We start from the raw sequence: 26,691 nt of genomic DNA, 5'->3' as shown, positions 1-26,691 counted from the left end.
AGAAGCTCGACGACGAGCTGGCCAGGACGGGCGCGGACGTCAGCCTGCACATCGAGGAGGGCTACACCAGCGAGAACAGCATCGTGCTGCTGGCGCTCACCGTCTTCGCCGGACTGATCACCATCGGTGCGGCGGGTATCGCCACGGGCCTGGCACAGGCCGACGCGGAGGCCGACCTGAAGACGCTGGCCGCGGTCGGCGCCCCGCCACGGGTCCGCAGGACGCTCAGCGGGTTCCAGTGCGGCGTCGTCGCCGCCATGGGGGTGGTGCTCGGGTCGGCGGCGGGAGTCCTGCCGGCCGTCGGGCTGCGGCTCACCGAGAGGCGCCGGCAGATGGGCTGGTACCAGGACGCCCTCGACAACGGCTGGGGCGCGGGCGACATCCCGTACGTGCCGATCGTGGTGCCGTGGGAGACGCTGGCCACGCTGCTGGTCGCCGTGCCGGTGGGGGCGGCCCTGCTGGCGGCCCTGGTCACCCGCTCCCGCGGGGCGCTCGCCCGCCGCGCGGCGACCTGAGGGGCCCGCCCACGGCCGTGCTCTGCGATTTCGTGCCCCCGCAGGAGGGTGGATCACCTTCCTGCGGGGGCACACCGTGTGGTGACGCCCATGTACGAGAGAATGGCGGCATGGAGATGCCGAGGAATGAACGGTCGCAGGAGAGTCCCCATGTCCTCGTGGTGGGACAGGACGGGATGGCTCTCGGCGGCGGTGACGGTGACGACGAGTCGCGCGAGGTCCCGGTGACGGAGATGGTCGAACAGCCTGCGAAGGTCATGCGCATCGGCAGCATGATCAAGCAGCTTCTGGAGGAAGTGCGCGCGGCGCCTCTCGACGAGGCCAGCCGCGTCCGGCTCAAGGAGATCCACCGCGGTTCGGTCAAGGAGCTGGAGGACGGCCTCGCGCCCGAGCTCGTCGAGGAACTGGAGCGCCTGTCGCTCCCGTTCACCGACGACGCGATTCCCTCCGAGGCGGAACTGCGCATCGCCCAGGCTCAGCTGGTCGGCTGGCTGGAGGGCCTCTTCCACGGCATCCAGACGGCGCTGTTCGCCCAGCAGATGGCCGCGAGGGCCCAGTTGGAGCAGATGCGCCGCGCCCTGCCGCCCGGTGCCCCGCACGACGACGACGAGGGCGGGCAGCACGGAGCGGTCCGCTCCGGCCCGTATCTGTAACCAGGATCGGCGCACCCGGCCACGGCCGTCACCAGGCACGGCTTCCTGACCGGACAGCGGAGGCCCGGTCCACCGGACGGTGGACCGGGCCTCCGCGTGGCCTGCGTCCCTCAGGGCTTCTCCGGCGTGACCAGGAGCACCTTGCCCACGTGGTCACCGGACTCCAGCGCCCGGTGGGCCTCAGCGGCTTCGGGCAGCGGCACATGGCGGTCCACGACCGCGCGTACCCGGCCGGCTGCGATCAGCGGCCAGACGTGCTCGGCCACGGCCGCGATGATGGCCGCCTTCTCGCCGAGGGGGCGGGCGCGCAGCGAGGTGGCGGTGATCGCCGCCCGCTTGGCCAGCAGGGCGCGGAGGTCCAGCTCGCCCTTCACACCACCCTGGAGGCCGATGACGGCGAGCCGGCCGTTGACCGCCAGCGCCCGGACGTTGCGGTCCAGGTACTTGGCGCCGACGATGTCGAGAATGACATCGGCCCCGGCACCGTCCGTCGCCTTGCGGATCTCCTCGACGAAGTCCTGCTCGCGGTAGTCGATCAGGATGTCGGCGCCCAACTCTGCGCAGCGCGCCAGCTTTTCGGGGCCGCCCGCCGTGACAGCCACCCGCGCGCCCACCGCCTTGGCCAGCTGGATCGCCATCGTCCCGATGCCGCTCGCGCCTCCGTGGACGAGCAGGGTCTCGCCCGGCCGCAGGTGGGCGATCATGAAAACGTTGGACCACACGGTCGCGGTGACCTCGGGCAGCGCCGCGGCCGTCGCCAGGTCCACTCCCTTCGGGACGGGCAGCAACTGCCCCGCCGGTACGGTCACTTTCTCGGCGTACCCGCCGCCCGCGAGCAGTGCGCACACTTCGTCGCCGACGGCCCAGCCCGAAACTCCGGGCCCCAGTGCGGAGATCCGGCCCGCGCACTCGAGACCGGGGTAGGGGGAGGAGCCGGGCGGCGGGTCGTAGAAGCCCTGCCGTTGCAGCAGATCGGCGCGATTGACGGCGCTGGCGACGACGTCGACGAGGACTTCTCCCTCGCCGGGTACGGGCTCGGGGACCTCGGCCCAGACCAGGGCCTCGGGACCACCGGGTTCGGGAATCGTGATCGCATACATGGCCGCGAGGCTACTCCGGGCCGCCGGGCGTCTGGTCGTTCTGTGAGCGGACGATGGTGATCAGCCGGTCGGTGAGCTGCAGCGGGCTCGCCGCGGGGTCGTCGTAGCCGATCAGCCGGTGCCCGCGCAGCACGCTGACGACCAGGTCGTCGGTGTCCCGCACACTGCGGCCCACCTCGGCTTTTATCACGGGCCGTTCGATGAGGTCGAGGCCGCTGCCCTGCTGGATGAGGTCCTCCAGGACCGTGCCGGCGCTGGGGCTGAGCACGGACAGGCCGAGCAGCCGGCCAGCCGCGCCCGAGCTGGTGATGACCGCGTCGGCACCGGACTGGCGCAGCAGCGGCGCGTTCTCCTCCTCCCGGACGGCGGCGACGATCTTGGCGCCTCGGTTGAGCTGGCGGGCCGTCAGGGTGACCAGCACGGCGGTGTCGTCGCGCTGGGGGGCGACGATGACCTGGCGGGCCTTCTGGAGTTCGGCCCGGATGAGCACGTCACTGCGGGTGGCGTCGCCGACCACGCCGACAAAGCCCTCGGCGTTGGCCGCCTCGATCACCTTGCTGCTCGGATCGACGACGACGATCTGCTCCTTTCGCAGCCCGGTGGCACAGAGCGTCATCATCGCCGATCGTCCTTTCGTGCCGAAGCCGACGATGACGGTGTGATCGCGCAAGGTGGACCTCCAGCGGTTCAGTCGCCACTCCTCCCGGGTGCGTTCGGTGAGGACCTCGAGGGTGGTGCCGACCAGGATGATCAGAAAGAGCACACGCAGCGGCGTCACCAGCAGCACGTTTGTGAGCCGGGCCGCGTCACTGTGGGGAACGATGTCGCCGTACCCCGTGGTGGAGAGGGTGACGGTCGCGTAGTAGACGCAGTCGAGGAAGTCGACGGAATCGTCGGCGTTGTCGTGATAGCCGTGGCGGTCGCTCCAGACGAGCAGCACCGTGATGGCGAGCACCATCAGGGCCATCAGCAGCCGCTTGCTGACCTGCCGCAGCGGGCGCTCGACCACCCGTCGGGGGAGCTTCACCCGGCTCGTGATCAGCTGTTCTTCCACATTCCGGGCCATGGCGTCGTGGCCGGGAAGTTTCACGTGAAACGTCCTCCCTCGGCGGTCGGCGGCGTCCAGGCGGCCCAGGGCAGGTCGAGGACTTCCAGCTCGTCACCGGCCCGTGCCCCACCGGGCGGGATCACCGCCAGACCATCGGCTGCCGCGATGCCCCGCAGCATCGCCGGACCGTTGTAGTGGAGCGGCACGAGCTGCTCCTCGCCGTGCACGAACGGCACGAGCCGGGTGTCGTGCGGGTGACCGTGCACCGCTTCCCGGACGGGCAGGCTGTACGCAACCGCGGGCGGTCGCCCGCACAGCCCGCGCAGCAGCGGCTCGGCGAGCGTGAGCAGGCCCGAGACGGCGGCCAGGGGGTTGCCGGGCAGGCCCACCAGGTGACGGCCGGGAGCGAGCCGGGCGAGCAGCATGGGGTGGCCGGGCCGCACGGCGACTCCGTCGACCAGCAGCTCGGCGCCCGCCTTGCGCAGCACCGGGTGGACGTGGTCGACGGGTCCCGCCGCCGTACCGCCGGTGGTGATCAGCAGATCGGCGTCGGAGGTGGTGACGGCCCGGTGCAGGGCCTCGGCGTCGTCGCCGATCCGCCGGGTCGCCACGACCTCGACGCCCAGCGACGCCAGCCAGGGGCCGATCATCGGACCGAGTGCGTCACGGATGAGGCCGTCGTGGGGAAGCCCGGAGGTGAGCAGTTCGTCGCCGAGCACCAGGACCTCGGCACGCGGCCGGGCGACCGTCACGAGGCGGTCGTAACCGGCGGCCGCGGCCAGCCCCAGCACGGCCGGGGTCACCTGGGATCCGGAGGGCAGGAGCTGGTCGCCCGCGCGGCACTCCTGGCCGCGCGGCCGGATGTCCTGGCCCGGGACGACCTCACGCTCGGCGTGCAGTTGCTGTGAGGTGCCACCGGCCCGGGCGTGCTCGCTGCGGATGACGGCGGTGGTGCCGGACGGCACCCGTGCGCCGGTGGCGATGCGTACCGCCGTGCCGTCCGGGAGGGGCGGTGTCTCGCCGTGCCCGGCGAGGACGGACGCCTCCGCGTCCAGGCGCCAGGGCCCGGGGCCGGCGACCGCCCAGCCGTCCATGGCGGAGGTGTCGAAGGACGGGAGGTCGCACAGCGCCACGAGCGGCTCGGCGATGACCTGTCCCAGCGCGTCGGCGAGGGCCGCGCTCCGCGTGCGGGGGGCGGCAGCCCGTCCGATCCGGGCGGCGAGGGAGCGCGCCTCGGGCCAGGAGGTGGCGCGGTGGCGGGCGGAAGCGGCAGCCGCGCGGGGCCCGGCGCCCGGAGCCGCAGGAGCGGGCTCCCGGTCACGCGGACCGACGAGGGCGAGGGCCTCGTCCACTCCGTCGAGGTCGCCCTCAGGGGTGAGCTCCCGTGGGCGCGGGGCGGGCCGGGAACCGTCGTGGACGCCCTCCTGCCGTCGCTCGCCCGGAGGCGGGTCCTCGTGAGCAGGTCCCGCACCGGGGCGGCCCGATGTGTCGTCGTGGCCGGTCATCCGGCTTCGGCCTCACCGTTCTTGCGGTCGTCGGGGCCGCCGGTGCCGCGTTCGGTCCCTGAGGCGGCGGGGCCGGTCCCGGCCGCCCCGGGTGCGGGCCCAGCGGTCTGCTCGGTCTCCTCCGCCCAGCGGGTCGCGAGAGCGACGGCCTTGCGGGCGGCATCGGCCACGGCCTCCGGTCCGCCGCCTGCCCGGGCGGCCGCGTAACCCACCAGGAAGGTGGTCAGCGGCGCGGCGGGGCGGGCCACGCCGTGCGCGGCGTCGCGGGCGAGGTCGAGCAGGACACGGGTGTCGACGTCGAGTTCGACGCCGAGTTCGTCCTTGACTGCGGTGATCCATTCATCCAGCACGTGACCATGCTCCCTGATACGGGCCCGGGCAGCGGAAACGTCCTCCCAGGTGTCGCAGTCGAAGGAGGCGAGGGGGTCGGTCCGGACCCGGGCGAGGTCCAGTTCCTGTGCCAGAAGACGCAGCGGCAGTCCGGAAAGGGTGCCGTGTTCGGTCGCGAGGAGAGCAAGTTCACGTCGGAGCGGTTCGGTGCGGTAGGCCGCTACGAGGGGCTGGTCGCGGCCGTCGGCGTCGGTCAGCAGTGCCGCCTCACGGTCGCTCTCGTCGAGCGCGGAGATCAGGTGCCGCACGGTCGTGCGGCCCAGGAACGGCAGGTCGGCGGAGAGCACGAGCACCGCGGGCGCGTCGCACTGCCGCACTCCGGCGTCGAGCGCGGCGAGCGGTCCGCCGCCCGGCGGCTCCTCGCGGGCCCATACGACAGGGCGGGCGGTGGGGCGGCGTCCGCCGACGACGACGGTGCGCCCGGCGTCCCGGCACACGCCGAGGACCCGGTCGAGCAGGGCCCGCCCGCCCACGCTCACCGCCGGCTTGTCGGCTCCGCCCAGGCGCTTCGCCGCGCCTCCGGCGAGCACGATGGCGTCGTACGCGGTCTTCGCGGTCACCCATGCAGTATGGGCCGTGTCGTGGCGGGCGGGGAGCCCCGTCCCGATCCCTGGTCGGATCCCGGTCCGGGGCGTGCCCGACGGTGTCCCGGCTGTAAGCCGGCGGCACCCCGCTGTGGAGCGCTGGGGCGTCCCACAGGCGGCGCGTGTGCCCGGGCTGCGCCCGGACCTTCTACAGCAAGGCGTCCTACAGAGTGCGCAGCAGTACCGAAGGGTGCTCCACGCAGTCGGCGACGTAGCGCAGGAATCCGCCGGCGGTGCCGCCGTCGCACACCCGGTGGTCGAAGGTCAGCGACAGCTGGACCACCTGACGTACCGCCAGCTCGCCCTCGTGCACCCACGGCTTCGGCACGATCCGGCCGACGCCGAGCATGGCGGCCTCCGGGTGGTTGACGATCGGCGTGGAGCCGTCGACGCCGAACACCCCGTAGTTGTTCAGAGTGAACGTGCCGCCCGTGAGGTCCGCCGGAGTCAGCGTCCCCTGCCTCGCCGCCTCCGTCAGCCGCGCGAACTCCGCCGTGAGCGACTCCGCCGACCTGGTGTGCGCGTCCTTGACGACGGGCACGACCAGACCCCGCTCGGTCTGTGCCGCGAAACCGAGGTGCACCTCGGGGAGCCGCACGATCTCGCGGGCGTCCGTGTCCACGGTGGAGTTGAGCTCGGGGTACCGCGCGAGCGCGGCCGTGCAGATGCGGGCGAGAAGGGCGAGGAGAGAGATCTTCTCCCCTCCCGCCGCGTTCATCGCCACGCGGGCGGCCATGAGCTCGGTGGCGTCCGCGTCGACCCAGCAGGTGGCGTCGGGGATCTCGCGCCGGCTGCGCGAGAGCTTGTCGGCCACGGCTCCGCGCACTCCGCGCAGCGGAATGCGCTCCCCCTGCGACGACGCCGGGGGCCGGAAGACCTCGGGCCGTGAGGCCACCGGCTGCGGTGCGGCAGGTGCCTGGAGCTGCGTGGCGGCGGCGTTCACGGCCCGCTCGACGTCGGCCCGCAGGATGAGCCCGTCGGGGCCCGATCCGGCCAGGCCTCGCAGGTCGAGGCCGTGCTCGCGGGCGAGCCTGCGCACGAGCGGAGAGATGACGGCGACGGGGCCGCCCTGCGACGCCTCCTCGGCAGCAGCCCTGCGCGCCGACGCGCCGTGGGCGTGGCCGGTCGCCCGGTCCACCGCCGCTTGCGCCTGTCGGGGGTCGGCAGCGGGCGAGATGGGGCCGGGGCCCTGAGCGGTCGGTGTGCCGGTGGCGGGCCGGATGCGTCGACGGCGGGCCGCCGGTGCCCCGGTCCCGTACCCGACCAGCACGTTCCCGGAGGTCTCCGCGCCCGGGTCCCCGGTGTCGGCGGCGGGCCCGGCAGCGGCACCGGAACCGGCGACACCCGCGTTCATCGCCCCCACCGCGACCGTCAGCAGCGGCGCCCCCACGGGCAGCTCGGTGCCCTCCTCACCGAAGCGCGCGGTGACCACGCCTCCGTACGGACACGGCACCTCGACCATCGCCTTGGCCGTCTCGACCTCGACGACGGGCTGGTCGATCTCCACGACGTCGCCCACGGACACCATCCAGCGCACGATCTCCGCCTCGGTCAGTCCCTCGCCGAGGTCGGGCAGCCTGAATTCGAGCACCTGCGCCATCAGCTCTCCGCCTCCCACTGCAACCGTGCCACCGCGTCGAGCACCCGGTCCACGCCCGGGAGGTGGTGACGCTCCAGCATCGGCGGCGGATACGGGATGTCGAACCCGGCGACCCGCAGCACGGGCGCCTCCAGATGGTGGAAGCAGCGCTCGGTCACCCGCGCGGCGATCTCACCGCCGGGACCGCCGAATCCGGTGGACTCGTGGACGACGACCGCACGGCCCGTCCGCCGTACGGAGGCGCAGACCGTCTCGTCGTCGAACGGCACCAGCGAGCGCAGGTCCACGACCTCCAGGTCCCAGCCCTCGGCCTCCGCGGCCTCGGCGGCCTCCATGCAGACGGGCACGGAGGGGCCGTAGGTGATGAGCGTGGCACTGCGGCCGGGGCGCCGCACGACGGCACGGCCGATCGGCTCGACGGCCGTGGGGGCATCCGGCGACCACTGAGCCTTCGACCAGTACAGCCGCTTGGGCTCCAGGAAGACGACGGGGTCGTCGGAGGCGATCGCGGCCCGCAGCATCCCGTAGGCGTCCTCGACCGTGGCGGGCGTGACGACGTGGAGACCCGGAGTCGCCATGTAGTACGCCTCGGAGGAGTCGCTGTGGTGCTCGACGCCGCCGATCCCGCCGCCATAAGGCACCCGGACGGTGATCGGGAGCGGCATGGCGCCGCGGGTGCGGTTGCGCATGCGGGCGACATGACTGATGAGCTGCTCGAACGCGGGGTAGGCGAAGGCGTCGAACTGCATCTCGACGACGGGCCTCAGCCCGTACATCGCCATGCCCACGGCCGTGCCGAGGATGCCGGCCTCGGCCAGCGGCGTGTCGGTGCAGCGGTCCTCGCCGAACTCCTTGGCGAGCCCGTCCGTCACCCGGAAGACACCGCCGAGCGTGCCGACGTCCTCTCCCATCACATGGACGGTGGGGTCCTCGGCCATCGCGTCGCGCATCGCGCGCTGCAGGGCCTGGGCCATGGTCGCCGGCTTCACGGCAGCCGTGGTCATCGTGCTTCTCCCTCGGCGTCGAGCTCGGCGCGCAGCTGCGCCGCCTGCTCACGCAACTGGCCGGTCTGCTCCGCGTAGACATGGGTGAACAGGTCCATCGGGTCGAGGACCGGGTCGGCGTTCATCCGCTCGCGCAGGTCGGCCGCCATCGCTTCGGCGGCGTCGGCGGCCGCCTTGCGGCGGTCGTCGTCGAGCAGTCCGCGCTCCGTCAACTCGCGCTCCAGCAACAGGATGGGATCGTGCGCACGCCAGGTCTCGACCTCGCTCTCGCCCCGGTAGCGCGTGGCGTCGTCGGCGTTGGTGTGGGCGTCCATGCGGTAGGTGACGGCCTCGACCAGTGTCGGACCGCCACCGCGCCGGGCCCGGGCGACGGCCTCGCCGAGCACCTGGTGCACGGCGGCTGCGTCGTTGCCGTCGACGAGGCGGCCGGGCATGCCGTACCCGACGGCCTTGTGGGCCAGGGAGGGCGCGGCGGTCTGCTTGGCCAGCGGCACGGAGATCGCGAAGCCGTTGTTCTGGACGAGGAAGACGACGGGGGCCTGCCACACCGCCGCGAAGTTCAGTGCCTCGTGGAAGTCGCCCTCGCTGGTGCCGCCGTCGCCGACCATGGCGAGCGCGACGACGTCGTCGCCCTTGAGACGGGCCGCGTGCGCCAGCCCCACGGCGTGCGGCAGCTGGGTGGCGAGCGGGGTGCACAGAGGCGCGATGCGGTGCTCGTACGGGTCGTACCCGGTGTGCCAGTCGCCGCGCAGCAGGGTCAGGGCCTGCACGGGGTCGAGGCCACGGGCCACGGCCGCGAGGGTGTCGCGGTAGCTCGGGAAGAGCCAGTCCCGCTCCTCGATGGCCAGCGCGGCTGCGACCTCGCACGCCTCCTGTCCGGTGCTCGACGGGTAGACGGCGAGCCTGCCCTGCTTGGTGAGAGCGGTCGCCTGGGCGTTGTACCGCCGGCCGCGGACGAGCTCCGCGTACAGCCGGAGCAGCAGCTCGGGGTCGGCCGCGGCGGCAGCCCCGGTGCCCAGCACGCGGAACGGCTCCGGGTCCGGGAGCAGGGGTGCGGGGTCGGTGCGGTGCTGCCAGGCCGGGGGCGGGGTGGGCCGGTAGGCGGCAGCGTCACCGGGCAGCTCCTGGACCGTCATGCTGCTCTTTCTCAACGCGAGCACCTCCTCGTGGGAGCGCCGACGATCAACGAAGACGAAGGCGACGACGAATGCGGACGGGAGGCGTCGCGAGTGTGGCGCGCCTCACCTACCGATTGTTCGGTCGTGGACGCATTTTGGCTACAGGCGCGGGCAGCCTGTGGACAAACGGTTCTCCACAGCTTCAGATGGAGACAGGTCGTCCATGCTGGGAAGGCGGGGGGACATGCCGACTGAACAAATGGCTGAGGGCGGGGACCGCGGGGAGCAGACGCCTCCGCCGCGGCCCCTGGACGCGATCGACCGCGACATCCTGCGGATGCTCCAGACGGACGGCCGCGCCTCGATCCGGTCCGTGGCCGAGCGGGTGCACGTGTCGCGCGCCAACGCGTACGCGCGGATCAACCGGCTCATCGACGACGGCGTGATCCGGGGCTTCAGCGCCCGCGTGAACCACGAGCGCGCGGGTCAGGGCGCGTCCGCCTACATCACGCTCAAGATCGTGCAGAACTCCTGGCGGACCGTGCGCGAACAGCTCCAGGCCTTGCCCGGAGCCGCGCACATCGCCCTGGTGAGCGGCGACTTCGACGTGCTGCTCCTGGTGCACACGCCCGACAACCGCACCCTGCGCGAACTGGTCCTGACCAGGCTGCAGTCCATCCCCGAGGTCCTGTCGACGCGCACGCTGCTGGTCTTCGAGGAGACGGACCTGGACCCGGCGCCCGGGCCGCCGGGCACGGCCGCGGGCCTGGCCCCCGACGCGGAACCGCCGGAGGGTCCGTAGCGGCAGTGGACGGCACGCGGGCAGCTCAGGCGCAGCCGCCCGGCGACCGGCGACCGGCGACCGGCGACCGGCGACCGGCGACCGGCGACCGGCCGGGAACGCCCGGGCGCACCGTCCGGTGACCGTCCGGGAAAGGTTCATCAGGGTGAGACGCCCCCGCACAGCCTGAGTGGACGTCCCCGCCAAGACCGTCCGGCGACCGCCCGGCGACGGCTCAGGCGTGCACGTCCGTCCGCAGCCCGTCGAAGGCCATCCGCACGACCGCCTCGGCCACCTGGTCCCCGTCGTACCCGCCGCCCGCCTGCGGGCGGTACCACTCGACGAGGGAGTTCACCATGCCGAAGAGCAGCCGCGTCGCCAGCCGGGTGTCCATGTCGGCGCGCAGGTCGCCTTCCGCTGCGGCCGCCTTCAGCAGGTCGGCGACCCGCTGGTCGAACTCACGGCGGCGTTCCATCGCCCACCGCTCGGTCTTGGTGTTGCCGCGGACGCGCAGCAGCAGCGTCACGTAGGGCAGTTCGGCCATGAGCACTTCGACGGTGCGCCGGGTGACGTACTCGACGCGCTCGACGGCCCGGCCCCGCTCGGCGCCCTCCTCGTCGAGGATGGCGAACAGGGCGTCCAGGGCCCGGCTGACGGCCCGGCGCAGCAGTTCCTCCTTGCCCGCGACATGGTGGTAGATCGAGGACTTGGAGATGCCCGCGGCCCGGGACAGGTGCTCCATGGACGTGCCGTCGTAGCCGCGCTCGTTGAAGATCCGCACCGCGACGGTCAGCAGGGTCTCGGGGGTGTACGTGTCCCGCTTGGGCGTGGTCATGACGCGTCCTCGGTCGGGGAGCCGTACGACCACTGGTGCAGTCCGAGCGTGCGCGCGTAGCGGCCGGTCGGCACGGACTGGTGCAGGTTGGCCAGCAGCTCCCATGCCCAGTCGCGCCCGAGCCTCTCGTTCCATTCGACCGGCCCCATCGGGTAGTTGACGCCGAGCCGCATCGCGGTGTCGATGTCCTCGGCGGAGGCGACGCGCCGGGCGACGGCGTCCAGCGCGAGGTCGCCGAGCATCGCGACCGTACGGGCGACGATCATGCCCGGTACGTCGGGGAGGACGCTGACCCGCTTGCCGAGGGCCTGGAACAGGCCGGTGGCCTGCGCGAGCGTGTCCTGCTGCACATCGGCCGCCGCGGACAGGGCGATCCGGCCGGCCGTCCGGTAGTCGAGGGCGAGGTCGAAGTAGACGACGTCGCCGAACTCCGCGGCGATCTGTCCGTCCGCCAGCACCAACTGGCCACCGCTCGGCAGGATCAGACGGGTGCCCGTGTCCTCGTCCTCCTGCCGCACGGTGATGCCCGCCTCACGGATCATCCCGATCAGCTCAGCGGCGGGTCCGAGGTCGCCCTCGGCGACGACGTACTCCGGCGCGTCCTCGGGTCCCGCGTCGGCCGGCGCGGGCTGCGCGGCGCCCTCGGCGTACGAGAACCAGCCATGGCCCGACTTGCGGCCGAGCCTGCGTGATTCGACGAGCCGGCGCTGGGCGAGGGACGGCTGGAACTTGGGGCTGTGGAAGAAGGACTCCCACACCGAGCGGGTCACGGCCTCGTTGACGTCCTGGCCGATCAGGTCGGTGAGCTCGAACGGGCCCATGGCGAAGCCGCCGCTCTCGCGCAGGATCGCGTCGATGGTGGCCGGGTCGATGCCGTGCTCCTCGTGGACGGCGAAGGCCTCGGCGTAGAAGGGCCTGGCTATGCGATTGACGATGAAGCCGGGCAGGTCGGCGCAGCGCACGGGCGTCTTGCCCCAGGCCGCGGCCGTCGCCCACGCGCGCGTGGCGGTCTCCTCGTCGGTGGCGTGACCGCTGACGACCTCCACCAGAGGCAGGAGGGGTGCGGGGTTGAAGAAGTGCAGGCCGACGAAGCGGCCCGGGGCGCGGAGGGCTCCCGCGACGGCTGTGACCGAGAGCGAGGAGGTGTTGGTCGCGAGCAGGCAGTCGTCGGCGACGATCTTCTCCAGCTCGGCGAAGAGCTCCTGCTTGACCGCCAGTTGTTCGAGGACCGCCTCGACGACGAGTGCGGCGTCGGCGAGCTCCGCCAGGTCGGCGGCCGGGACGAGACGCGCGCGGGCGGCGTCGCGCTCCCCGGCGTCCATGCGGCCCTTCTCGACCAGCCGGTCCAGGCGCGCGCCGATCGCGTCCGCGGCCTCACCTGCCCGGCCGGCGACGGCGTCGTAGAGCCGCACGGGGTGGCCCGCGACGAGGGCGACCTGCGCGATGCCCTGGCCCATGGTGCCGGCGCCGACGACGGCGACGGTGCGGCTGGTGTCGATGGCGCTCATGGAGCGATCCTCCCCGACGAGTTGTCCACAGCTTCGACAGGCCCCCTTGTACCGACCGATCGTTCGGTTACTCTAACTCTGTCATTAGTCCCCTGCCCAGCTCGACGAGGAGTTGGTCCGTCATGCAGCAGCTGACCGAGACCCACCGGCCCACGCTCGACCAGGCCCTCGAAGCGATCCGCACGCGCGCCTACTGGTCCCCGCACCCCGAGCACCCCAAGGCGTACGGCGAAAGCGCCCCCGCGGACGGCCTCGCGGCCTTCGAGGCGCTGCGCGGCACCCGCTTCGACCTGGACCAGCCGGGCACGGACGGCTGGACGGGCGGTGAGACCTCGCCGTACGGGCCGGAGCTGGGCATCGAGTACCCCCACCCGGATCTGGACGTGCTGCTGCCCGCGATGCGCGCGGGCATGGCGGCCTGGCGCGAGGCCGGCCCCGAGACGCGCGCCCTCGTCTGCCTGGAGATCCTCTCCCGCATCAGCGCCCGCACCCACGAGTTCGCGCACGCGGTGATGCACACCAGTGGGCAGGCGTTCATGATGGCGTTCCAGGCGGGCGGCCCGCACGCCCAGGACCGCGGCCTGGAGGCCGTGGCGTACGCCTACGAGGAGCAGACCCGGACGCCGGCCGCGGCCGACTGGTCCAAGCCCCAGGGCAAGCGCGACCCTCTTGAGCTGCGCAAGACCTTCACGACGGCCGGCCGCGGCATCGCCCTGGTGATCGGCTGCAACACCTTCCCCACGTGGAACGGCTACCCCGGGCTCTTCGCCTCCCTGGCCACGGGCAACCCGGTCCTGGTCAAGCCGCACCCGCGCGCGGTGCTCCCCCTCGCCCTCACCGTGAAGGTGGCGCGCGAGGTGCTCGCCGAGGCCGGTTTCGACGCCAACCTGGTGTGCCTTGCCGCCGAGCGCCCCGGCGAGGGCATCGCGAAGACGCTGGCGACCCGCCCCGAGATCAGGATCATCGACTACACGGGCTCCACGGCCTTCGGGGACTGGCTGGAGGCCAACGCGCGCCAGGCACAGGTCTACACCGAGAAGGCCGGCGTGAACACGGTCGTCGTCGACTCCACCGACGACTACAAGGGGATGCTGTCCAACCTGGCCTTCTCCCTGTCCCTGTACAGCGGCCAGATGTGCACCACCCCGCAGAACGTGCTGGTCCCCCGGGAGGGAATCAGCACCGATCAGGGCCCGAAGACGTACGACGAGGTGGCGGCCGACCTCGCGGCGGCCGTCGGCGGTCTGCTCGGCGACGACGCCCGGGCCAATGCCCTCCTGGGCGCCCTGGTCAACCCCGACGTGAAGGCCCGCCTCGAGGCGGCGGCCGAGCTCGGCGAGGTGGCGCTGCCCTCGCGCGAGGTGGTCAATCCGGAGTTCCCGGACGCGACCGTGCGCACTCCGGTGATCATCAAGCTCGACGGCGCCCGCAAGTACTGGGAGGCGCAGGACGCGGAGCCCGCGTTCCTCTCCGAGTGCTTCGGTCCCGTGTCGTTCGTGGTGGCCGTGGACTCGACGGCGGACGCGCTGGACCTGCTGCGGCGCACGGTCCGCGACAAGGGCGCCATGACGGTCGGCGCGTACACCACGTCCGAGGAGACCGAGCGCGCGCTCGAAGAGGTCTGCCTCGACGAGTCGGCCCAGCTCTCGCTGAATCTGACCGGCGGGGTGTACGTCAACCAGACCGCGGCGTTCTCCGACTTCCACGGCTCCGGCGGCAACCCCGCGGCGAACGCCGCCCTGTGCGACGGCGCGTTCGTCTCGAACCGCTTCCGTGTGGTCGAGGTACGGCGCCAGGCCTGATCGCGCCCGGCGGGCCGGTCAGTCGCCGGCCCGCCGCTCCGGGGAGGAGAGCTCCGCGCTCAGGGCAACGGCACGTCCGCGTGCCGCTGCACCCACGCGTGCATGGCGATGGCCGCCGCAGCGCCCGCGTTGATCGACCGCGTGGAGCCGAACTGCGCGATCGAGCAGACCATCGCCGCGTGCTCGCGCGCCTCCTGCGTCAGCCCCGGCCCTTCCTGGCCGAAGAGCAGCACACAGCGGCGCGGCAGCTCGGTCCGCTCCAGCGGCACGGCGCCCGGCAGGTTGTCGATGCCGATGATCGGCAGGTCTTCCGAGGCCGCCCATGCGGTCAGGGACGCCGTGTCCGGGTGGTGGCGCACATGCTGGTACCGGTCGGTGACCATGGCCCCGCGCCGGTTCCAGCGCCGACGGCCCACGATGTGGATCTCGTTCGCGAGGAAGGCGTTCGCGGTACGCACCACGGACCCGATATTGAAGTCATGGCCCCAGTTCTCGACGGCCACATGGAAGCCGTGCCTCCGGGTGTCCAGATCGGCGACGATCGCCTCACGCGTCCAGTACCGGTACCGGTCGACGACGTTGCGGCGGTCGCCCTCGGCCAGCAGCTTCGGGTCGTACCGCTCGTCCTGCGGCCACGGCAGGGGGTGCGGTCCCACGCCGATCTCGGGGCCGTAGCCCTCGTCGTACTGCATCGGTTCCTCGGTGGTGCTCACCCGACGAGCGTACGGGGAACCTCGCCGCTCTCCCGTTCCGGCTGCCCCTGGGCCGGCCTCCGCGAGAACACCCGGTCCCGGGCCCGGCCCGCCCGCGCCCCGAGCCACAGCAGGAAGGCGGTCGGCAGGAAGACGGCGTCGGCGGCGATCATGGCGAGGGAGAAGACCGGCAGCCCGAGCAGCACGGCGATGCCCGCGTGCTCCAGCATCATGACGACCAGCAGGACGTTCTTGACCCGCCGGTTGAAGAGGGTGAACGGGAACGCGACCTGGACGGCGACCGTGCCGTAGGTCAGCACCAGCATCAGCAGACCGCTGGTGGCCAGCGCGTCGGAGAGGGCCGGCCACGGCGTGAAGTACTCGAGCTTGAGCGGGTAGTACAGGGCCGTCCCGTCCTGCCAGCGCGTGCCCTGGATCTTGTACCAGCCGGCGGTGGCGTAGATCAGACAGACCTCGGCCATGATCACGACGAGTGCGCAGTTGTGGACGGTGCTGGCCAGGACGTCGAGCAGCAGGCGCAGCTGGCTTCGGGGGGCCTCCCGGCAGATCAGCCACCACAGCCCCTGGGCCGCCCACAGCAGCCACAGCAGCCACAGCATCCAGTCGGGCCCGTTGAGGAAGGTGCCGACGAGCAGCCCGGCTCCGAGCACCGCCCACAGCAGGGGGCCGACGCGATCGCGCGAGGGGGCACCGGGCACGGCGCGTGCCGCGCGGCGCGCGTCGAGCGACCAGACCTGGGCGCAGCGTGTGAAGACCAGGTAGATCGCCATCAGGTGGACGACATTGTCACCGCCGTCGCCGACGAAGATCGAGCGGTTCTGCAGGGACAGCACGCCGAACATGAACAGCGCGGACGCGGCGCGGGTGCGCCAGCCGAGTATGAGCAGCAGGCTCGCGACTATGGACAGGCCGTAGACGGTCTCGAACCACAGGCTGCTGTCCGACCACAGCAGGCTGGTGAAGGCGCCGTTGTTGGCGACCAGTTCACGGCCCATGTCCCAGCTCCAGGGGCCGCCGGGCCCGTAGAGCTGATGACGGTGGGGCAGCTCGACCAGCAGGAACAGCAGCCACGTGGTGCCGAAACCGATCCGGACGATCGCGGTCTGGTAGGGCCCGAAGGCCGTCGCCGTGACGCGCTGGACGACGCGGGCCACCGCGCGCTCCCCAGTGGTGGTGCTCACCGGCCCGCCTCCTTGCCGCCGTTGTCGACACCGGCGGGCAGATCGGCCGAAGTGATCGTCCACCACGGCATGACGCGGTGGACGGGCCGGACGTCGGTCCTCTCACCGCTCCACGCGGGCGCTTCGATCGCACGGGTCGACGACCTGAGCTGGACGCGCTGGACGGGGCCTCCCAGGTCCATGCCCTCCAGCCGCAGCATCACGATGCGGCGCATGTAGCGCTCGGAGAGCCTGCCGCGCACACCGTTGGGGCGGGCCTCGTTGTCGTGGGAGCCGAGGAAGAAGTCCCAGCCGCGGCGCAACTGGTTCTGGTGGACGTGGCTCGGGAGGAGGTTGCCCCGGATGGCCTCACCGTCCTGTGCGGACAGATCGAGCCATTCGCTGGTCCGGCGGCTGCCGTCTTCCGCGGTGTACTCGGCCCGCACCTGCACCGCGATGTTGTGCTGGAGAGGGTTGGGCGCGAAGAGCTTCCAGTTCTGTTCGAACTCGGGGTAGACCCATTCCTGGACCGCCTCACCATGGCTCTTCGTGACCGTGTTGGAGGGGGCGACGTGGAGGAAGACCATGGTCAGGTGGACGCACGCGAAGGCGGCGACGAGCACGAGGCAGACGGCTGCCGTGACCTGGTACGGGGTGGACAGCGCGGCGATGCCGCGTTCGGGCCGGGACCGTGCCGGGCCGCTCGGGGAGACGTCCGGCGCGGGGGAACCGACCGGAGGGGGGCCGGACGCGGCGGCGCCGACCGGGGTCGCGTCCCCTTCCGGCGACTGCGGCGCGGGCGGGCCGGAGCCGAGGCCCCCATCCGTGCCGTCCTTGAACTCGAAGGACTCCATCCCCGCCCCGATCCCCTGTCGTCCACCTCGGTTATCCACAGGCTTGACACCTTAAGGGCCGTCGACTCACCATTGAAGCCGATGAACCGAACGATCGGTCGGTAGGGGGCCCGGATGACGACAGTGACACCGGAGGCGTACGAGGCGGCGTTCGACGCGGCCGTGGCCGCCGACGAGCGCATCGAGCCGCGCGACTGGATGCCGGACGCGTACCGGGCCTCGCTCGTCCGCCAGATGGCCCAGCACGCGCACTCGGAAATCATCGGCATGCAGCCGGAGGCCAACTGGATCACGCGGGCGCCCTCGCTGCGCCGCAAGGCGATCCTGATGGCCAAGGTCCAGGACGAGGCCGGCCACGGCCTCTACCTCTACAGCGCCGCCGAGACCCTGGGCACCAGCCGCGACGAGCTGCTCGACAAGCTCCACGCCGGCCGCCAGAAGTACTCGTCGATCTTCAATTACCCGACTCTGACCTGGGCGGACGTCGGCGCCATCGGCTGGCTCGTCGACGGTGCCGCGATCACCAACCAGGTCCCCCTCTGCCGCTGCTCCTACGGTCCCTACGCCCGCGCGATGGTCCGGATCTGCAAGGAGGAGTCCTTCCACCAGCGCCAGGGCTACGAGCTGCTGCTCACCCTGTCCCAGGGCACGCCGGAGCAGCACGCGATGGCGCAGGACGCCGTGGACCGCTGGTGGTGGCCCTCGCTGATGATGTTCGGCCCGCCGGACGACGCCTCGGCGCACTCCGCCCAGTCCATGGCCTGGAAGATCAAGCGGCATTCGAACGACGAGCTGCGCCAGCGCTTCGTCGACATCTGCGTCCCGCAGGCCGAGGCGCTCGGCCTGACGCTCCCCGACCCGGACCTCCGGTGGAACGAGGAGCGGGGCCACTACGACTTCGGCGCGATCGACTGGACCGAGTTCCAGGAAGTCCTCAAGGGCAACGGGCCGTGCAACGAGCAGCGGATCACCCAGCGCCGCCGGGCGCACGAGGCGGGCGCCTGGGTCCGCGAAGCGGCCGCGGCGTACGCCGACAAGCACAGACCAGCAGCACCGCACACCGAGACCAGGGAGGCGACCGCATGAGCAGCTCGACCGAATGGCCGCTGTGGGAGGTCTTCGTGCGCTCGCGCCGCGGCCTGTCCCACACGCACGCGGGCAGCCTGCACGCCCCGGACGCCGACATGGCCCTGAGGAACGCGCGCGATCTCTACACCCGGCGCAGCGAGGGCGTCTCGATCTGGGTGGTGCCGTCCGCCGCGATCACCGCCTCCTCGCCGGACGAGAAGGACCCGTTCTTCGACCCGGCCGCCGACAAGCCGTACCGCCACCCGACCTTCTACGAGATCCCCGAAGGGGTGAAGCACCTGTGAGCAGCACGCCCGTGCACACGGCGGCCCTGGCGCTCGGCGACGACGCACTGGTGCTCTCGCACCGGCTGGGGGAGTGGGCCGGCCACGCGCCCGTCCTCGAGGAAGAGGTGGCGCTCGCCAACATCGCCCTCGACCTGCTGGGCCAGGCCAGGGTGCTGCTCTCCCTCGTCGGCGACGAGGACGAGCTCGCGTACCTGCGCGAGGAGCGCGAGTTCACCAACCTCCAGCTGGTCGAGCAGCCGAACGGCGACTTCGCCCACACCATCGCCCGCCAGCTCTACTTCTCCGGCTACCAGGGCCTGCTCTACCAGTCCCTCGCCGCCGGTGACGGCCCCTTCTCCGGACTCGCGGCGAAGGCCGTCAAGGAGGTCGCGTACCACCGCGACCACGCGGAGCACTGGGTCGCGCGGCTGGGCGACGGGACCGCGGAGAGCCATGAGCGCATGCAGGTGGCGTGCGAGGGGCTGTGGCGTTTCACCGGCGAGATGTTCCAGCCGGTCGAGGGCCTGGACGTCGAGTGGGAGGCGCTGGAGTCGGCCTGGCTCGAGTACGTCACCGGCGTGCTGAAGCAGGCGACGCTGACCGTGCCGGACGGGCCTCGCAAGGGCGCCTGGTCGGCCGGGGCCGGGCGCCAGGGCCTGCACACGGAGCCGTTCGGCCGGATGCTCGCCGAGATGCAGCATCTGCGCCGGAGCCATCCGGGGGCGTCATGGTGACCAGGACACAGGAGCCGTGCGCCGGTGACACGGCGCTGGAGGCGGAGCTGCGCAGACTGGCCGGTTCCGTTCCCGACCCGGAGCTGCCGGTGCTGACCCTGGACGAGCTGGGAGTGCTCCGCGGGGTCCACCTGGTCGGTCCGGACCGTGTCGAGGTCGAGCTGACCCCCACGTACACGGGCTGCCCGGCCGTCGAGGCCATGACCGCGGACATCGAGCGGGTGCTGCACGACCACGGGATGGCGGACGTCTCCGTCGTCAAGGTGCTCTCACCGGCCTGGTCCACGGACGACATCAGCGAGGAAGGGCGGCGCAAGCTCCGAGAGTTCGGCATAGCCCCGCCGCGCCCCCACCGGGCCGAGGGCCCCGTGCAGCTGACGCTCGCCGTGCGCTGCCCGCACTGCGGGTCGACGGAGACCGAGCTGCTGAGCCGGTTCTCCTCGACGGCGTGCAAGGCCCTGCGCCGCTGCGTCTCCTGCCGTGAACCTTTCGACCACTTCAAGGAGCTGTAGATGTTCCATCCGCTCCGGGTCGGCGCCGTCGAGCAGCTCACCGACGACTCGGTGGCCGTCACCTTCGAGGTGCCGCCCGAGCTGCACGAGACCTTCCGCCACATCCCGGGCCAGCATCTGGCCGTGCGCCGGGTCGTGGACGGCGAGGAGATCCGGCGCACGTACTCGATCTGCTCCCCGGCCGTCCCCGTCGGCGGCGTCCCCGTGCTGCGGGTAGGCATCCGCCTGGTCGACGGCGGCGAGTTCTCGACGTACGCCCTCAAGGAGCTGGCCGTCGGTGACGTCGTCGAGGTCATGCCTCCGATGGGCCGGTTCCTCCTGCCACCCCGCCCCGGGCACTTCGCCGCGGTGGTCGGCGGCAGCGGCATCACGCCGGTGCTGTCCATGGCCGCGACGCTTCTCGCCGAGGAGCCGGACGCCCGGTTCTGTCTGATCCGCAGCGACCGCACGGCGGCGTCGACGATGTTCCTGGAGGAGGTCGCCGACCTCAAAGACCGCTTCCCGGACCGCTTCCACCTGGTCACCGTGCTGTCCCGGGAGGAGCAGCAGTCGGGACTGCCGTCCGGTCGGCTGGACCGGGAGCGGCTGACGGCCCTCCTGCCGGCGCTGCTGCCGGTGGCGGACGTGGACGGCTGGTTCCTGTGCGGGCCCTTCGGACTCGTGCGGGGAGCCGAGCAGGCCCTCCGCGGACTCGGAGTGGACCGCGGGCGCATCCATCAGGAGATCTTCCACATAGACGACGGCTCGGCCCCGGTCGCCGCTCCGGTGGCGGCACCCGCCCATGCGTCCCTTACTGCGACTCTCGACGGCCGTTCCGGGACATGGCCGGTGCGGGAAGGGGAGTCGCTGCTGGAAACCGTGCTGCGCAGTCGTGCGGACGCTCCGTACGCCTGCAAGGGCGGCGTCTGCGGCACCTGCCGCGCCTTCCTCGTCTCCGGAGACGTCCGCATGGACCGCAACTTCGCGCTGGAGCCGGAGGAGACGGAGGCGGGTTACGTCCTCGCATGCCAGTCCCATCCGGCCACGGCAGAAGTGGAGTTGGACTTCGACCGCTGACGCGGCCCGTCCAGGACCTGCCCCGGACATCGCCCGTCCGCTCATTCCGCCCCGCACGCGCTGTGTTCTTTTCCGGCACCGTGCCCTATCTTGACGCTCCGTCAGATATGGCCTCCACCGGTGCCGTTGTGCTGGTGCGTGCGGGAGGGCGGGACAGTGGACTTCACCTTCACCGAGGAGCAGCAGGCGGCCGTGGAGGCCGCCAGGGCCGTCTTTTCGGACGTGGCGCCTGACGCGGTGCCCAGCCCGGCACTGACGCCGGGCGCGGTGGCCGATGACATCGACCGCGCCTTGTGGGCCGGCCTCGCGCGTGCGGACCTGCTCGGCCTGGCCCTGCCGACGGAGCACGGCGGAGCGGGCCTGGACCCGATCGCCCTGTGCCTGGTGCTGCGCGAGGCGGCGAAGGTGCTGGCCAGGGTGCCCCTGCTGGAGACGAGCGCGGTCGCCATGGCGGTGGCCCGGCACGGCAGCCCCGCACTGCGCGCCGAGATCCTCCCCCGGGTCGTACGCGGTGAGCTGATCCTGACGGCCGGGGCGAACGGCCGCACCGGCCACGATCCCGCCGAGCTCGCCGTGGCCGCACGCCGGGCGGATGGGTCCGACGGCGGATGGGTTCTCGACGGAGTGCAGACAGGCGTGCCCTGGGCCCCGTGCGCGGACCGGATCGCCGTGCCCGCCCACACCGATGAAGGGCGTGCCCTGTTCGCTCTGGTCCCCCAGGGTGCCGCTGGGCTCGCGCTGGCGGAGCAGATCTCCACCAACGGCGAGCTGTTCGCCGAGGCCACCCTGGACTCCGTCCGGGTGGACGACTGCGCCGTGGTCGAGGCGGACGGCGCGTGGGAATGGCTGCGCCGGCTCCTGGCGACCGGCACGTGCGCGCTGGCGCTGGGCCTCGGCGAAGCGGTGCTCGCGATGACGAGCCGCTACACGGCGAAGCGCGAACAGTTCGGCTTCCCCCTGGCGACGTTCCAGGCGGTCGCCGTCCAGGCGGCCGACCGCTACATCGACCTGCGCGCCATGGAGGCCACCCTGTGGCAGGCCGCCTGGCGTCTGTCCGAGCCGGAGGAGACCGGTCCGTCCGGCACGGCGTCCGCCGGCGCTCTGCCCGTCACGGCCGACGTGTCGGTGGCCAAGATCTGGGCGTCCGAAGGGGTGCGCCGGGTGGTGCAGACAGCCCAGCATCTGCACGGCGGCTTCGGCGCGGACACCGACTACCCGCTCCACCGCTTCCATGCGTGGGCCAAGCAGCTGGAACTCTCTCTCGGCCCGGCGGCCGCTCACGAAGAGACCCTCGGCGACCTGCTCGCCGCGCATCCGCTCGGCTAGAGGCTCGCCGAAGGCCACGGCCCAGGACAGGCCGCCCAACCGTAGCCGGCAGACCGTCGCCGCCCAACCATCGGCCGCCCGGCCGGACCCCCGTCGTGACCGCCGCAGCCGAAGGCGGATCGCCGGTGCGGCCGCCGCCGACCGGATGCGGCCCGGCCGCCCGGATCAGAGCACGAAGGCCGGGGCCCCGCCCTCGGTCACCATCGGGCGGCCCGCGCCCTCCCAGGCGAGCATGCCGCCGTCGATGTTCACCGCGTCGATGCCCTGCTGCACCAGGTACTGGGTCACCTGCGCCGAGCGCCCGCCCACCCGGCACATCACATAGGCGCGACGTCCGTCCGCCACCGCCTCGGTCACCTCGCCGAAGCGGGCGACGAAGTCGCTCATCGGGACGTGCAGCGCCCCCTCGACGTGACCGGCCGCCCACTCGTCGGCCTCACGGACGTCCAGCACCAGACCGTCGGCCGGTACCGCCGCGGCTTCCACGGAGGGCAGCGGGGCGAAGTTCATGGGGCAATGCCTTCTCTCGTACGTACACGGCGGCCGGAGGGCCACCTGCGGGCCTCGAAAAAACCTACTCCACCAGGCCGGCCAGTTCCCTCTCCCGCTCGGCGACCTGCGCGAGCAACTGCTCGGCGATCTCGTCGAGCAGCGCGTCCGGGTCGTCGGGCGCCATCCGCAGCATCGCGCCGATGGCGCTCTCCTCCAGCTCCTTGGCAACGGCGGTGAGCAGTTCCTTGCGCTGCGAGAGCCACTCCAGCCGGGCGTAGAGCTCCTCGCTCTCGCTGAGCTGCGGCTCGGGCGTCACCGGACCGGCATCCCACTCCGCGGCAAGCTCCTTCAGCCGGGTCTCGTCGCCGAGGCCGTAGGCGGCGTTCACCCGGGCGATGAACTCGTCGCGCCGAGCCCGCTCCGTCTCGTCCTGCGCCAGGTCCGGATGCGCCTTGCGTGCGAGCTCCCGGTAGAGCTTGCGGGCCTCTTCACTGGGCCGTACCCGCTTGGGGGCGCGCACCGGCTGCTCGGTGAGCATGGCGGCGGCCTCGGGAGACAGACCGTCGCTGTCCACCCAGCCGTGGAACAGCTCGTCGACGCCGGGCATCGGCAGCACCATGGCCCGCGCCTCCTGCGCCTTGCGCAGGTCCTCCGGGTCGCCGGTGAGCGCCGCCCGGGCCTCGGCGATCCGGGCGTCCAGCTCGTCGAGCCGCGCGTACATCGGCCCCAGCTTCTGGTGGTGCAGCCGGGAGAAGTTCTCCACTTCCACCCGGAACGTCTCCAGCGCGATCTCGAACTCGATCAGCGCCTGCTCGGCCACACGCACCGCTTGCGCCAGCCGGGCCTCGGGCCTCGGCTGTGCGTCCTGGTGCGCGTCGCGCTCTTCGTCGTTCCGGGTGGTCGGTCCCCCGGCGGCTTCCTGGGTCACCCGCCCAGCCTACGGGCGCGGCGGCCCGACCGGTCACACCCCCAGCTCGGCGGTGATGCGCCCGCTCTTGATCGCGGCCAACAGATCCGCGTGGTCCGCCTCGGTCCGGTCCGCGTAGGTGACGGCGAAGGACGCGACTGCCTCGTCGAACTCCTCGCTCTTGCCGCAGTAGCCGGCCAGGAGCCGTGGATCGGCACTGTGGGCGTGGGCCCGCGCCAGCAGCGCGCCGGTCATCCGTCCGTAGTCGTCGACCTGGTCGGGCGCCAGAGCGGCGGGATCCACGCTGCCCTTGCGGTTCCGGAACTGCCTCACCTGGAACGGCCGTCCGTCCACCGTCGTCCAGCCGAGCAGGATGTCGCTGACCACCTGCATCCGCTTCTGCCCGAGCACCACGCGCCGTCCCTCGTGCTCCACGGGCCGCACCGGGAAGCCGGCGGCACGCAGATGCGGCTCCAGCGCCGAGGCCCGCGCCTCCTTCACCTGCAGCACCAGCGCGTCGCCCCGGTGATCGAGCAGCAGCACCACGTACGACCGTGTGCCGACGCTTCCGGTGCCCACCACGCGGAAGGCGACGTCGTGGATCGCGTACCGCGCGAGCAACGGCAGCCGGTCCTCGGAGAGGGTGGCCAAGTACGGGCCGAGGGATGCGGCGACCATCGACGCCTCTTCGTCCGGCACGCGCCGCAGGACAGGCGGCGCGTCCACGAAGCGCCGGCCGGCCTCGCGCCCGTCGACCGTCACCGGCTCAGTGGACCTGGCGGCGAAGCGGGCGCTGGTGTTGTTGCGGGCTTTCACGGCGACGCGCTCCAGGGTGCCGAGCAGATCCCGCGCGTCCGTGTGCGAGACGAGTTCCTCGTCGGCGATGGCGTTCCACGCGTCCAGCGCCGGCAGCTTCGCCAGCAGCCTCATGGTGCGGCGGTAGGCGCCCACGGCGTCGAAGGCCGCCGCCCTGCAGACGTCCTCGTCCGCCCCTGCCACCCGGCCGGCCAGCACCAGCGACACCGCCAGCCGCTTGACGTCCCATTCCCAGGGGCCGACGACGGTCTCGTCGAAGTCATTGAGGTCGATCACCAGACGGCCGCGTGCGTCCCCGTAAAGGCCGAAGTTCGCCGCGTGCGCGTCACCACAGATCTGGGCCCCGATCCCGGTCACGGGGGTGCCCACCAGATCGTGCGCCATCAGTCCGGCCGAGCCCCGCAGGAAGGCGAACGGCGAGGCCGCCATCCTCCCCACCCGTATCGGGGTCAGCTCGGGCACGCGGCCCCGGCTGGACTCCTCCACCGCCTGCACGGCATCGGGACGCCCGGCCGTGAGGACGAGGGAATCGTGCCCGGACCGCGGCACCCGCGCCCGCAGCGCCTTGCCCAGGTCCTTCGGCGAACCGCCGGTCGCCGTGCCCTTCGTCACCCTGCGGGGAGCGAATCCGGGCACATCCGGGATGCGCTCACCGGCCCCTCCGCCCGCTCCGACCGCCACGCCGCTCTCCGGCCGCTGCGGTGGCACCAACATCTCGGCCTCGCCCATGCCGCGGCCTCCCCCGGCGTCGTACGCCCTCAACATCAACCGCCATGACGGTACCGCCGGGCCGCAACAGCCGTCTGCCCCTGTGGGAAAACCCTGTCCGCCGCTTCACGGCCGCTCACGTGCCCCACCGCCACGCAGGCCGTCATGCCCCACCACCGGCCGCTTCGGCGCGTGATGTTCCACGTGAAACATCGAGCCGCCGCACCCAGGCCACTCAGGCCACCCGAAGAGGCCGGGCCGGCAACCGGGCAACAACGAGAAACGGGCCTCCACCGGGACTTTCGTCCGGTGGAGACCCGTCTCCATGGTGCGCGAGGGGGGAGTTGAACCCCCACGCCCTTGCGGGCACTGGAACCTGAATCCAGCGCGTCTGCCTATTCCGCCACCCGCGCATTGGGTGTTGTCGTCGGGCGCTTCACCGGTTTCGGTGCTGCCCCCTGGCGACATGCAGAAGATTAGCACGCTGCGCAGGGTGGATTCACATCCGTTGTTTCGGAGTCCCTCGGAGCGAACAGGGAACGAGGCGAGTGAGCGGGAACGACGAGCGGCCTGCCCCCACTCCTCCTTGATGTACCCAGGGTGCGGGACACTGTTCTCAGGCCGCCTCTACGATCCGTGTGAGAGGTGACACTCATCGACGGGGCAGACAAGGGGAACCAGCCGATTTCCCGACGCGTGGATACGATCTGTAAGCAGTACCAGGGCGACAACGACGGAGGAGGTGCCCCATGGGAGTCCTGAAGCGTTTCGAGCAGCGTCTCGAAGGCCTGGTCAACGGCACCTTCGCCAAGGTGTTCAAGTCCGAGGTCCAGCCAGTCGAGATCGCGGGCGCCCTCCAGCGCGAGTGCGACAACAACGCGACGATCTGGAACCGGGAGCGGACGGTCGTCCCCAATGACTTCATCGTCGAGCTCAGCGCGCCCGACTTCGAGCGCCTGAGCCCGTACTCGGGCCAGCTCGGCGACGAGCTGTCCGGCCTCGTCCGCGACTACGCCAAGCAGCAGCGCTACACCTTCATGGGCCCGATCAAGGTCCACCTGGAGAAGGCTGACGACCTCGACACGGGTCTGTACCGCGTGCGCAGCCGCACTCTGGCGTCGAGTACGTCACAAAACGCCGGCGCCCCCGGCGCCCCGCAGGGCGCACCTCGCGGCGGCTATGGCTACCCTCCGCCTGCCTACGGCGGGGGGACCCCCATCGCGGGCGCGCCGCCCATGCCGGCCGCGCCGCCGCCCGGCATGCCCGGCGACCGGCGCCCCGGCCCCGCGGTCGGCCAGCGCGCACCCGGCCCGGGTGCCCTGCCGAACGCACAGGTGCGCCGCTGGATCGAGATCAACGGCACACGCCATCAGATCTCCCGCCCGACGCTGGTGCTCGGCCGCAGCACCGACGCCGATGTGCGGATCGACGACCCCGGCGTATCGCGCCGGCACTGTGAGATCCGGACCGGAACGCCCTCGACGATCCAGGATCTCGGGTCCACCAACGGCATCGTGGTGGACGGGCAGCACACCACCCGCGCTACGCTCCGCGACGGCTCGCGGATCGTCGTGGGCAGCACCACCATCGTTTACCGGCAAGCCGAAGGGTGAAG

The 26,691-nt window shown here is 72.2% G+C and carries 25 protein-coding genes, 1 tRNA gene and 1 pseudogene; 11 read left to right on the top strand and 16 right to left on the bottom strand.

Annotated features, from left to right (window positions below; genetic code table 11):
- Together AB0K02_RS26085 and AB0K02_RS26080 are read left to right on the top strand one after the other, a co-directional pair.
- A pseudogene (locus AB0K02_RS26085) lies at positions 1–515 on the top strand (ABC transporter permease); the annotation flags it as partial.
- Between the two features lie 110 nt (positions 516–625).
- Complete coding sequence (locus AB0K02_RS26080; RefSeq protein WP_365994943.1) at positions 626–1,168, top strand: bacterial proteasome activator family protein; 543 nt, start codon at positions 626–628, stop codon at positions 1,166–1,168.
- 110 nt (positions 1,169–1,278) lie between these two features.
- Here AB0K02_RS26080 and AB0K02_RS26075 read toward each other — a convergent pair whose 3' ends face one another.
- The 7 genes from AB0K02_RS26075 to pdhA all read right to left on the bottom strand — a co-directional run bounded on the left by AB0K02_RS26075 (position 1,279) and on the right by pdhA (position 9,535).
- Positions 1,279–2,268 carry an NAD(P)H-quinone oxidoreductase gene (locus AB0K02_RS26075; protein ID WP_365994942.1) on the bottom strand — a complete coding sequence of 330 codons (990 nt, stop codon included), beginning with the start codon at positions 2,266–2,268 and terminating at the stop codon, positions 1,279–1,281.
- A 10-nt stretch (positions 2,269–2,278) separates the two neighbouring features.
- Positions 2,279–3,403, bottom strand: coding sequence for a potassium channel family protein (locus tag AB0K02_RS26070; RefSeq protein ID WP_365994950.1), 1,125 nt, complete (start codon positions 3,401–3,403; stop codon positions 2,279–2,281).
- Positions 3,355–4,821 carry a molybdopterin molybdotransferase MoeA gene (locus tag AB0K02_RS26065; protein ID WP_365994941.1) on the bottom strand — a complete coding sequence of 489 codons (1,467 nt, stop codon included), beginning with the start codon at positions 4,819–4,821 and terminating at the stop codon, positions 3,355–3,357. The genes AB0K02_RS26070 and AB0K02_RS26065 overlap by 49 nt, the downstream gene beginning before the upstream one ends.
- On the bottom strand, positions 4,818–5,771 hold the full coding sequence (locus AB0K02_RS26060) for an NTP transferase domain-containing protein (protein ID WP_365994940.1): 954 nt from the start codon (positions 5,769–5,771) through the stop codon (positions 4,818–4,820). The genes AB0K02_RS26065 and AB0K02_RS26060 overlap by 4 nt, the downstream gene beginning before the upstream one ends.
- A 187-nt stretch (positions 5,772–5,958) precedes the next feature.
- Positions 5,959–7,395, bottom strand: coding sequence for a dihydrolipoamide acetyltransferase family protein (locus AB0K02_RS26055; RefSeq protein ID WP_365994939.1), 1,437 nt, complete (start codon positions 7,393–7,395; stop codon positions 5,959–5,961).
- Complete coding sequence (locus AB0K02_RS26050) at positions 7,395–8,399, bottom strand: alpha-ketoacid dehydrogenase subunit beta (RefSeq protein WP_365994938.1); 1,005 nt, start codon at positions 8,397–8,399, stop codon at positions 7,395–7,397. Before AB0K02_RS26050 ends, AB0K02_RS26055 begins: the two co-directional genes overlap by 1 nt.
- The gene (gene pdhA, locus AB0K02_RS26045; protein ID WP_365994949.1) at positions 8,396–9,535 is read right to left on the bottom strand and encodes a pyruvate dehydrogenase (acetyl-transferring) E1 component subunit alpha; all 1,140 of its coding nucleotides are present in this window, start codon (positions 9,533–9,535) and stop codon (positions 8,396–8,398) included. The genes AB0K02_RS26050 and pdhA overlap by 4 nt, the downstream gene beginning before the upstream one ends.
- A gap of 241 nt (positions 9,536–9,776) precedes the next feature.
- On the opposite strand from pdhA, the gene AB0K02_RS26040 reads away from it, so the two are divergent.
- The gene (locus AB0K02_RS26040; protein ID WP_365994948.1) at positions 9,777–10,319 is read left to right on the top strand and encodes an Lrp/AsnC family transcriptional regulator; all 543 of its coding nucleotides are present in this window, start codon (positions 9,777–9,779) and stop codon (positions 10,317–10,319) included.
- Positions 10,320–10,533: 214 nt separating this feature from the next.
- Here AB0K02_RS26040 and AB0K02_RS26035 read toward each other — a convergent pair whose 3' ends face one another.
- Positions 10,534–11,133, bottom strand: coding sequence for a TetR/AcrR family transcriptional regulator (locus tag AB0K02_RS26035; RefSeq protein WP_365994937.1), 600 nt, complete (start codon positions 11,131–11,133; stop codon positions 10,534–10,536).
- Positions 11,130–12,641 carry a 3-hydroxyacyl-CoA dehydrogenase gene (locus tag AB0K02_RS26030; RefSeq protein ID WP_365994936.1) on the bottom strand — a complete coding sequence of 504 codons (1,512 nt, stop codon included), beginning with the start codon at positions 12,639–12,641 and terminating at the stop codon, positions 11,130–11,132. Before AB0K02_RS26030 ends, AB0K02_RS26035 begins: the two co-directional genes overlap by 4 nt.
- A gap of 122 nt (positions 12,642–12,763) precedes the next feature.
- Between AB0K02_RS26030 and paaN the strand changes: the two genes are divergently transcribed.
- On the top strand, positions 12,764–14,443 hold the full coding sequence (paaN, locus tag AB0K02_RS26025) for a phenylacetic acid degradation protein PaaN (protein ID WP_365994935.1): 1,680 nt from the start codon (positions 12,764–12,766) through the stop codon (positions 14,441–14,443).
- A 59-nt stretch (positions 14,444–14,502) separates the two neighbouring features.
- Here the strand turns inward: paaN and AB0K02_RS26020 are convergent, their stop codons facing one another.
- Genes AB0K02_RS26020 through AB0K02_RS26010 form a run of 3 tightly spaced genes read right to left on the bottom strand, consistent with a single transcriptional unit; the run spans position 14,503 to position 17,170 of the window.
- Positions 14,503–15,135: a TrmH family RNA methyltransferase gene (locus AB0K02_RS26020; RefSeq protein ID WP_365994947.1), complete on the bottom strand. Its 633-nt coding sequence runs from the start codon at positions 15,133–15,135 to the stop codon at positions 14,503–14,505.
- A 17-nt stretch (positions 15,136–15,152) separates the two neighbouring features.
- Complete coding sequence (locus AB0K02_RS26015; RefSeq protein ID WP_365994934.1) at positions 15,153–16,337, bottom strand: HTTM domain-containing protein; 1,185 nt, start codon at positions 16,335–16,337, stop codon at positions 15,153–15,155.
- Positions 16,334–17,170 carry a DUF5819 family protein gene (locus AB0K02_RS26010; RefSeq protein WP_365994933.1) on the bottom strand — a complete coding sequence of 279 codons (837 nt, stop codon included), beginning with the start codon at positions 17,168–17,170 and terminating at the stop codon, positions 16,334–16,336. The genes AB0K02_RS26015 and AB0K02_RS26010 overlap by 4 nt, the downstream gene beginning before the upstream one ends.
- Before the next feature lie 114 nt (positions 17,171–17,284).
- On the opposite strand from AB0K02_RS26010, the gene paaA reads away from it, so the two are divergent.
- The 6 genes from paaA to AB0K02_RS25980 all read left to right on the top strand — a co-directional run bounded on the left by paaA (position 17,285) and on the right by AB0K02_RS25980 (position 22,153).
- Entirely contained in the window at positions 17,285–18,256 is a 972-nt protein-coding gene (paaA, locus tag AB0K02_RS26005; RefSeq protein ID WP_365994932.1) for a 1,2-phenylacetyl-CoA epoxidase subunit PaaA, read from the top strand.
- Positions 18,253–18,543 (top strand): 1,2-phenylacetyl-CoA epoxidase subunit PaaB, encoded by a 291-nt coding sequence (gene paaB, locus AB0K02_RS26000; RefSeq protein ID WP_365994931.1) that lies wholly within the window; start codon positions 18,253–18,255, stop codon positions 18,541–18,543. Before paaA ends, paaB begins: the two co-directional genes overlap by 4 nt.
- On the top strand, positions 18,540–19,259 hold the full coding sequence (gene paaC, locus AB0K02_RS25995) for a 1,2-phenylacetyl-CoA epoxidase subunit PaaC (protein WP_365994930.1): 720 nt from the start codon (positions 18,540–18,542) through the stop codon (positions 19,257–19,259). The genes paaB and paaC overlap by 4 nt, the downstream gene beginning before the upstream one ends.
- Positions 19,253–19,771 (top strand): 1,2-phenylacetyl-CoA epoxidase subunit PaaD, encoded by a 519-nt coding sequence (gene paaD, locus AB0K02_RS25990; protein ID WP_365994929.1) that lies wholly within the window; start codon positions 19,253–19,255, stop codon positions 19,769–19,771. Before paaC ends, paaD begins: the two co-directional genes overlap by 7 nt.
- A complete protein-coding gene (locus tag AB0K02_RS25985; RefSeq protein WP_365994928.1) occupies positions 19,772–20,827 on the top strand; it encodes a 2Fe-2S iron-sulfur cluster-binding protein in 1,056 nt (351 codons plus the stop codon). It abuts the gene before it with no gap.
- Positions 20,828–20,983: 156 nt separating this feature from the next.
- Positions 20,984–22,153: an acyl-CoA dehydrogenase family protein gene (locus AB0K02_RS25980; RefSeq protein ID WP_365994927.1), complete on the top strand. Its 1,170-nt coding sequence runs from the start codon at positions 20,984–20,986 to the stop codon at positions 22,151–22,153.
- A gap of 165 nt (positions 22,154–22,318) precedes the next feature.
- Here the strand turns inward: AB0K02_RS25980 and AB0K02_RS25975 are convergent, their stop codons facing one another.
- From AB0K02_RS25975 to AB0K02_RS25960, 4 genes are all read right to left on the bottom strand, one after another.
- Entirely contained in the window at positions 22,319–22,663 is a 345-nt protein-coding gene (locus AB0K02_RS25975) for a rhodanese-like domain-containing protein (protein ID WP_365994926.1), read from the bottom strand.
- A gap of 64 nt (positions 22,664–22,727) precedes the next feature.
- Entirely contained in the window at positions 22,728–23,573 is an 846-nt protein-coding gene (locus AB0K02_RS25970; RefSeq protein ID WP_365994925.1) for a hypothetical protein, read from the bottom strand.
- 33 nt (positions 23,574–23,606) lie between these two features.
- On the bottom strand, positions 23,607–25,097 hold the full coding sequence (locus AB0K02_RS25965; protein ID WP_365994924.1) for a DUF2252 domain-containing protein: 1,491 nt from the start codon (positions 25,095–25,097) through the stop codon (positions 23,607–23,609).
- A gap of 305 nt (positions 25,098–25,402) precedes the next feature.
- A tRNA-Leu gene (locus AB0K02_RS25960) sits at positions 25,403–25,489 on the bottom strand.
- 336 nt (positions 25,490–25,825) lie between these two features.
- On the opposite strand from AB0K02_RS25960, the gene AB0K02_RS25955 reads away from it, so the two are divergent.
- A complete protein-coding gene (locus AB0K02_RS25955) occupies positions 25,826–26,689 on the top strand; it encodes a DUF3662 and FHA domain-containing protein (RefSeq protein WP_365994923.1) in 864 nt (287 codons plus the stop codon).
- The last annotated feature ends 2 nt before the right edge of the window (positions 26,690–26,691 follow it).

The organism is Streptomyces sp. NPDC049597 (assembly GCF_040675505.1).
GTDB lineage: Bacteria > Actinomycetota > Actinomycetes > Streptomycetales > Streptomycetaceae > Streptomyces.
The sequence above is the reverse complement of the archived record's forward strand: the minus strand, read 5'-3'. Positions and strand labels throughout refer to the sequence as shown.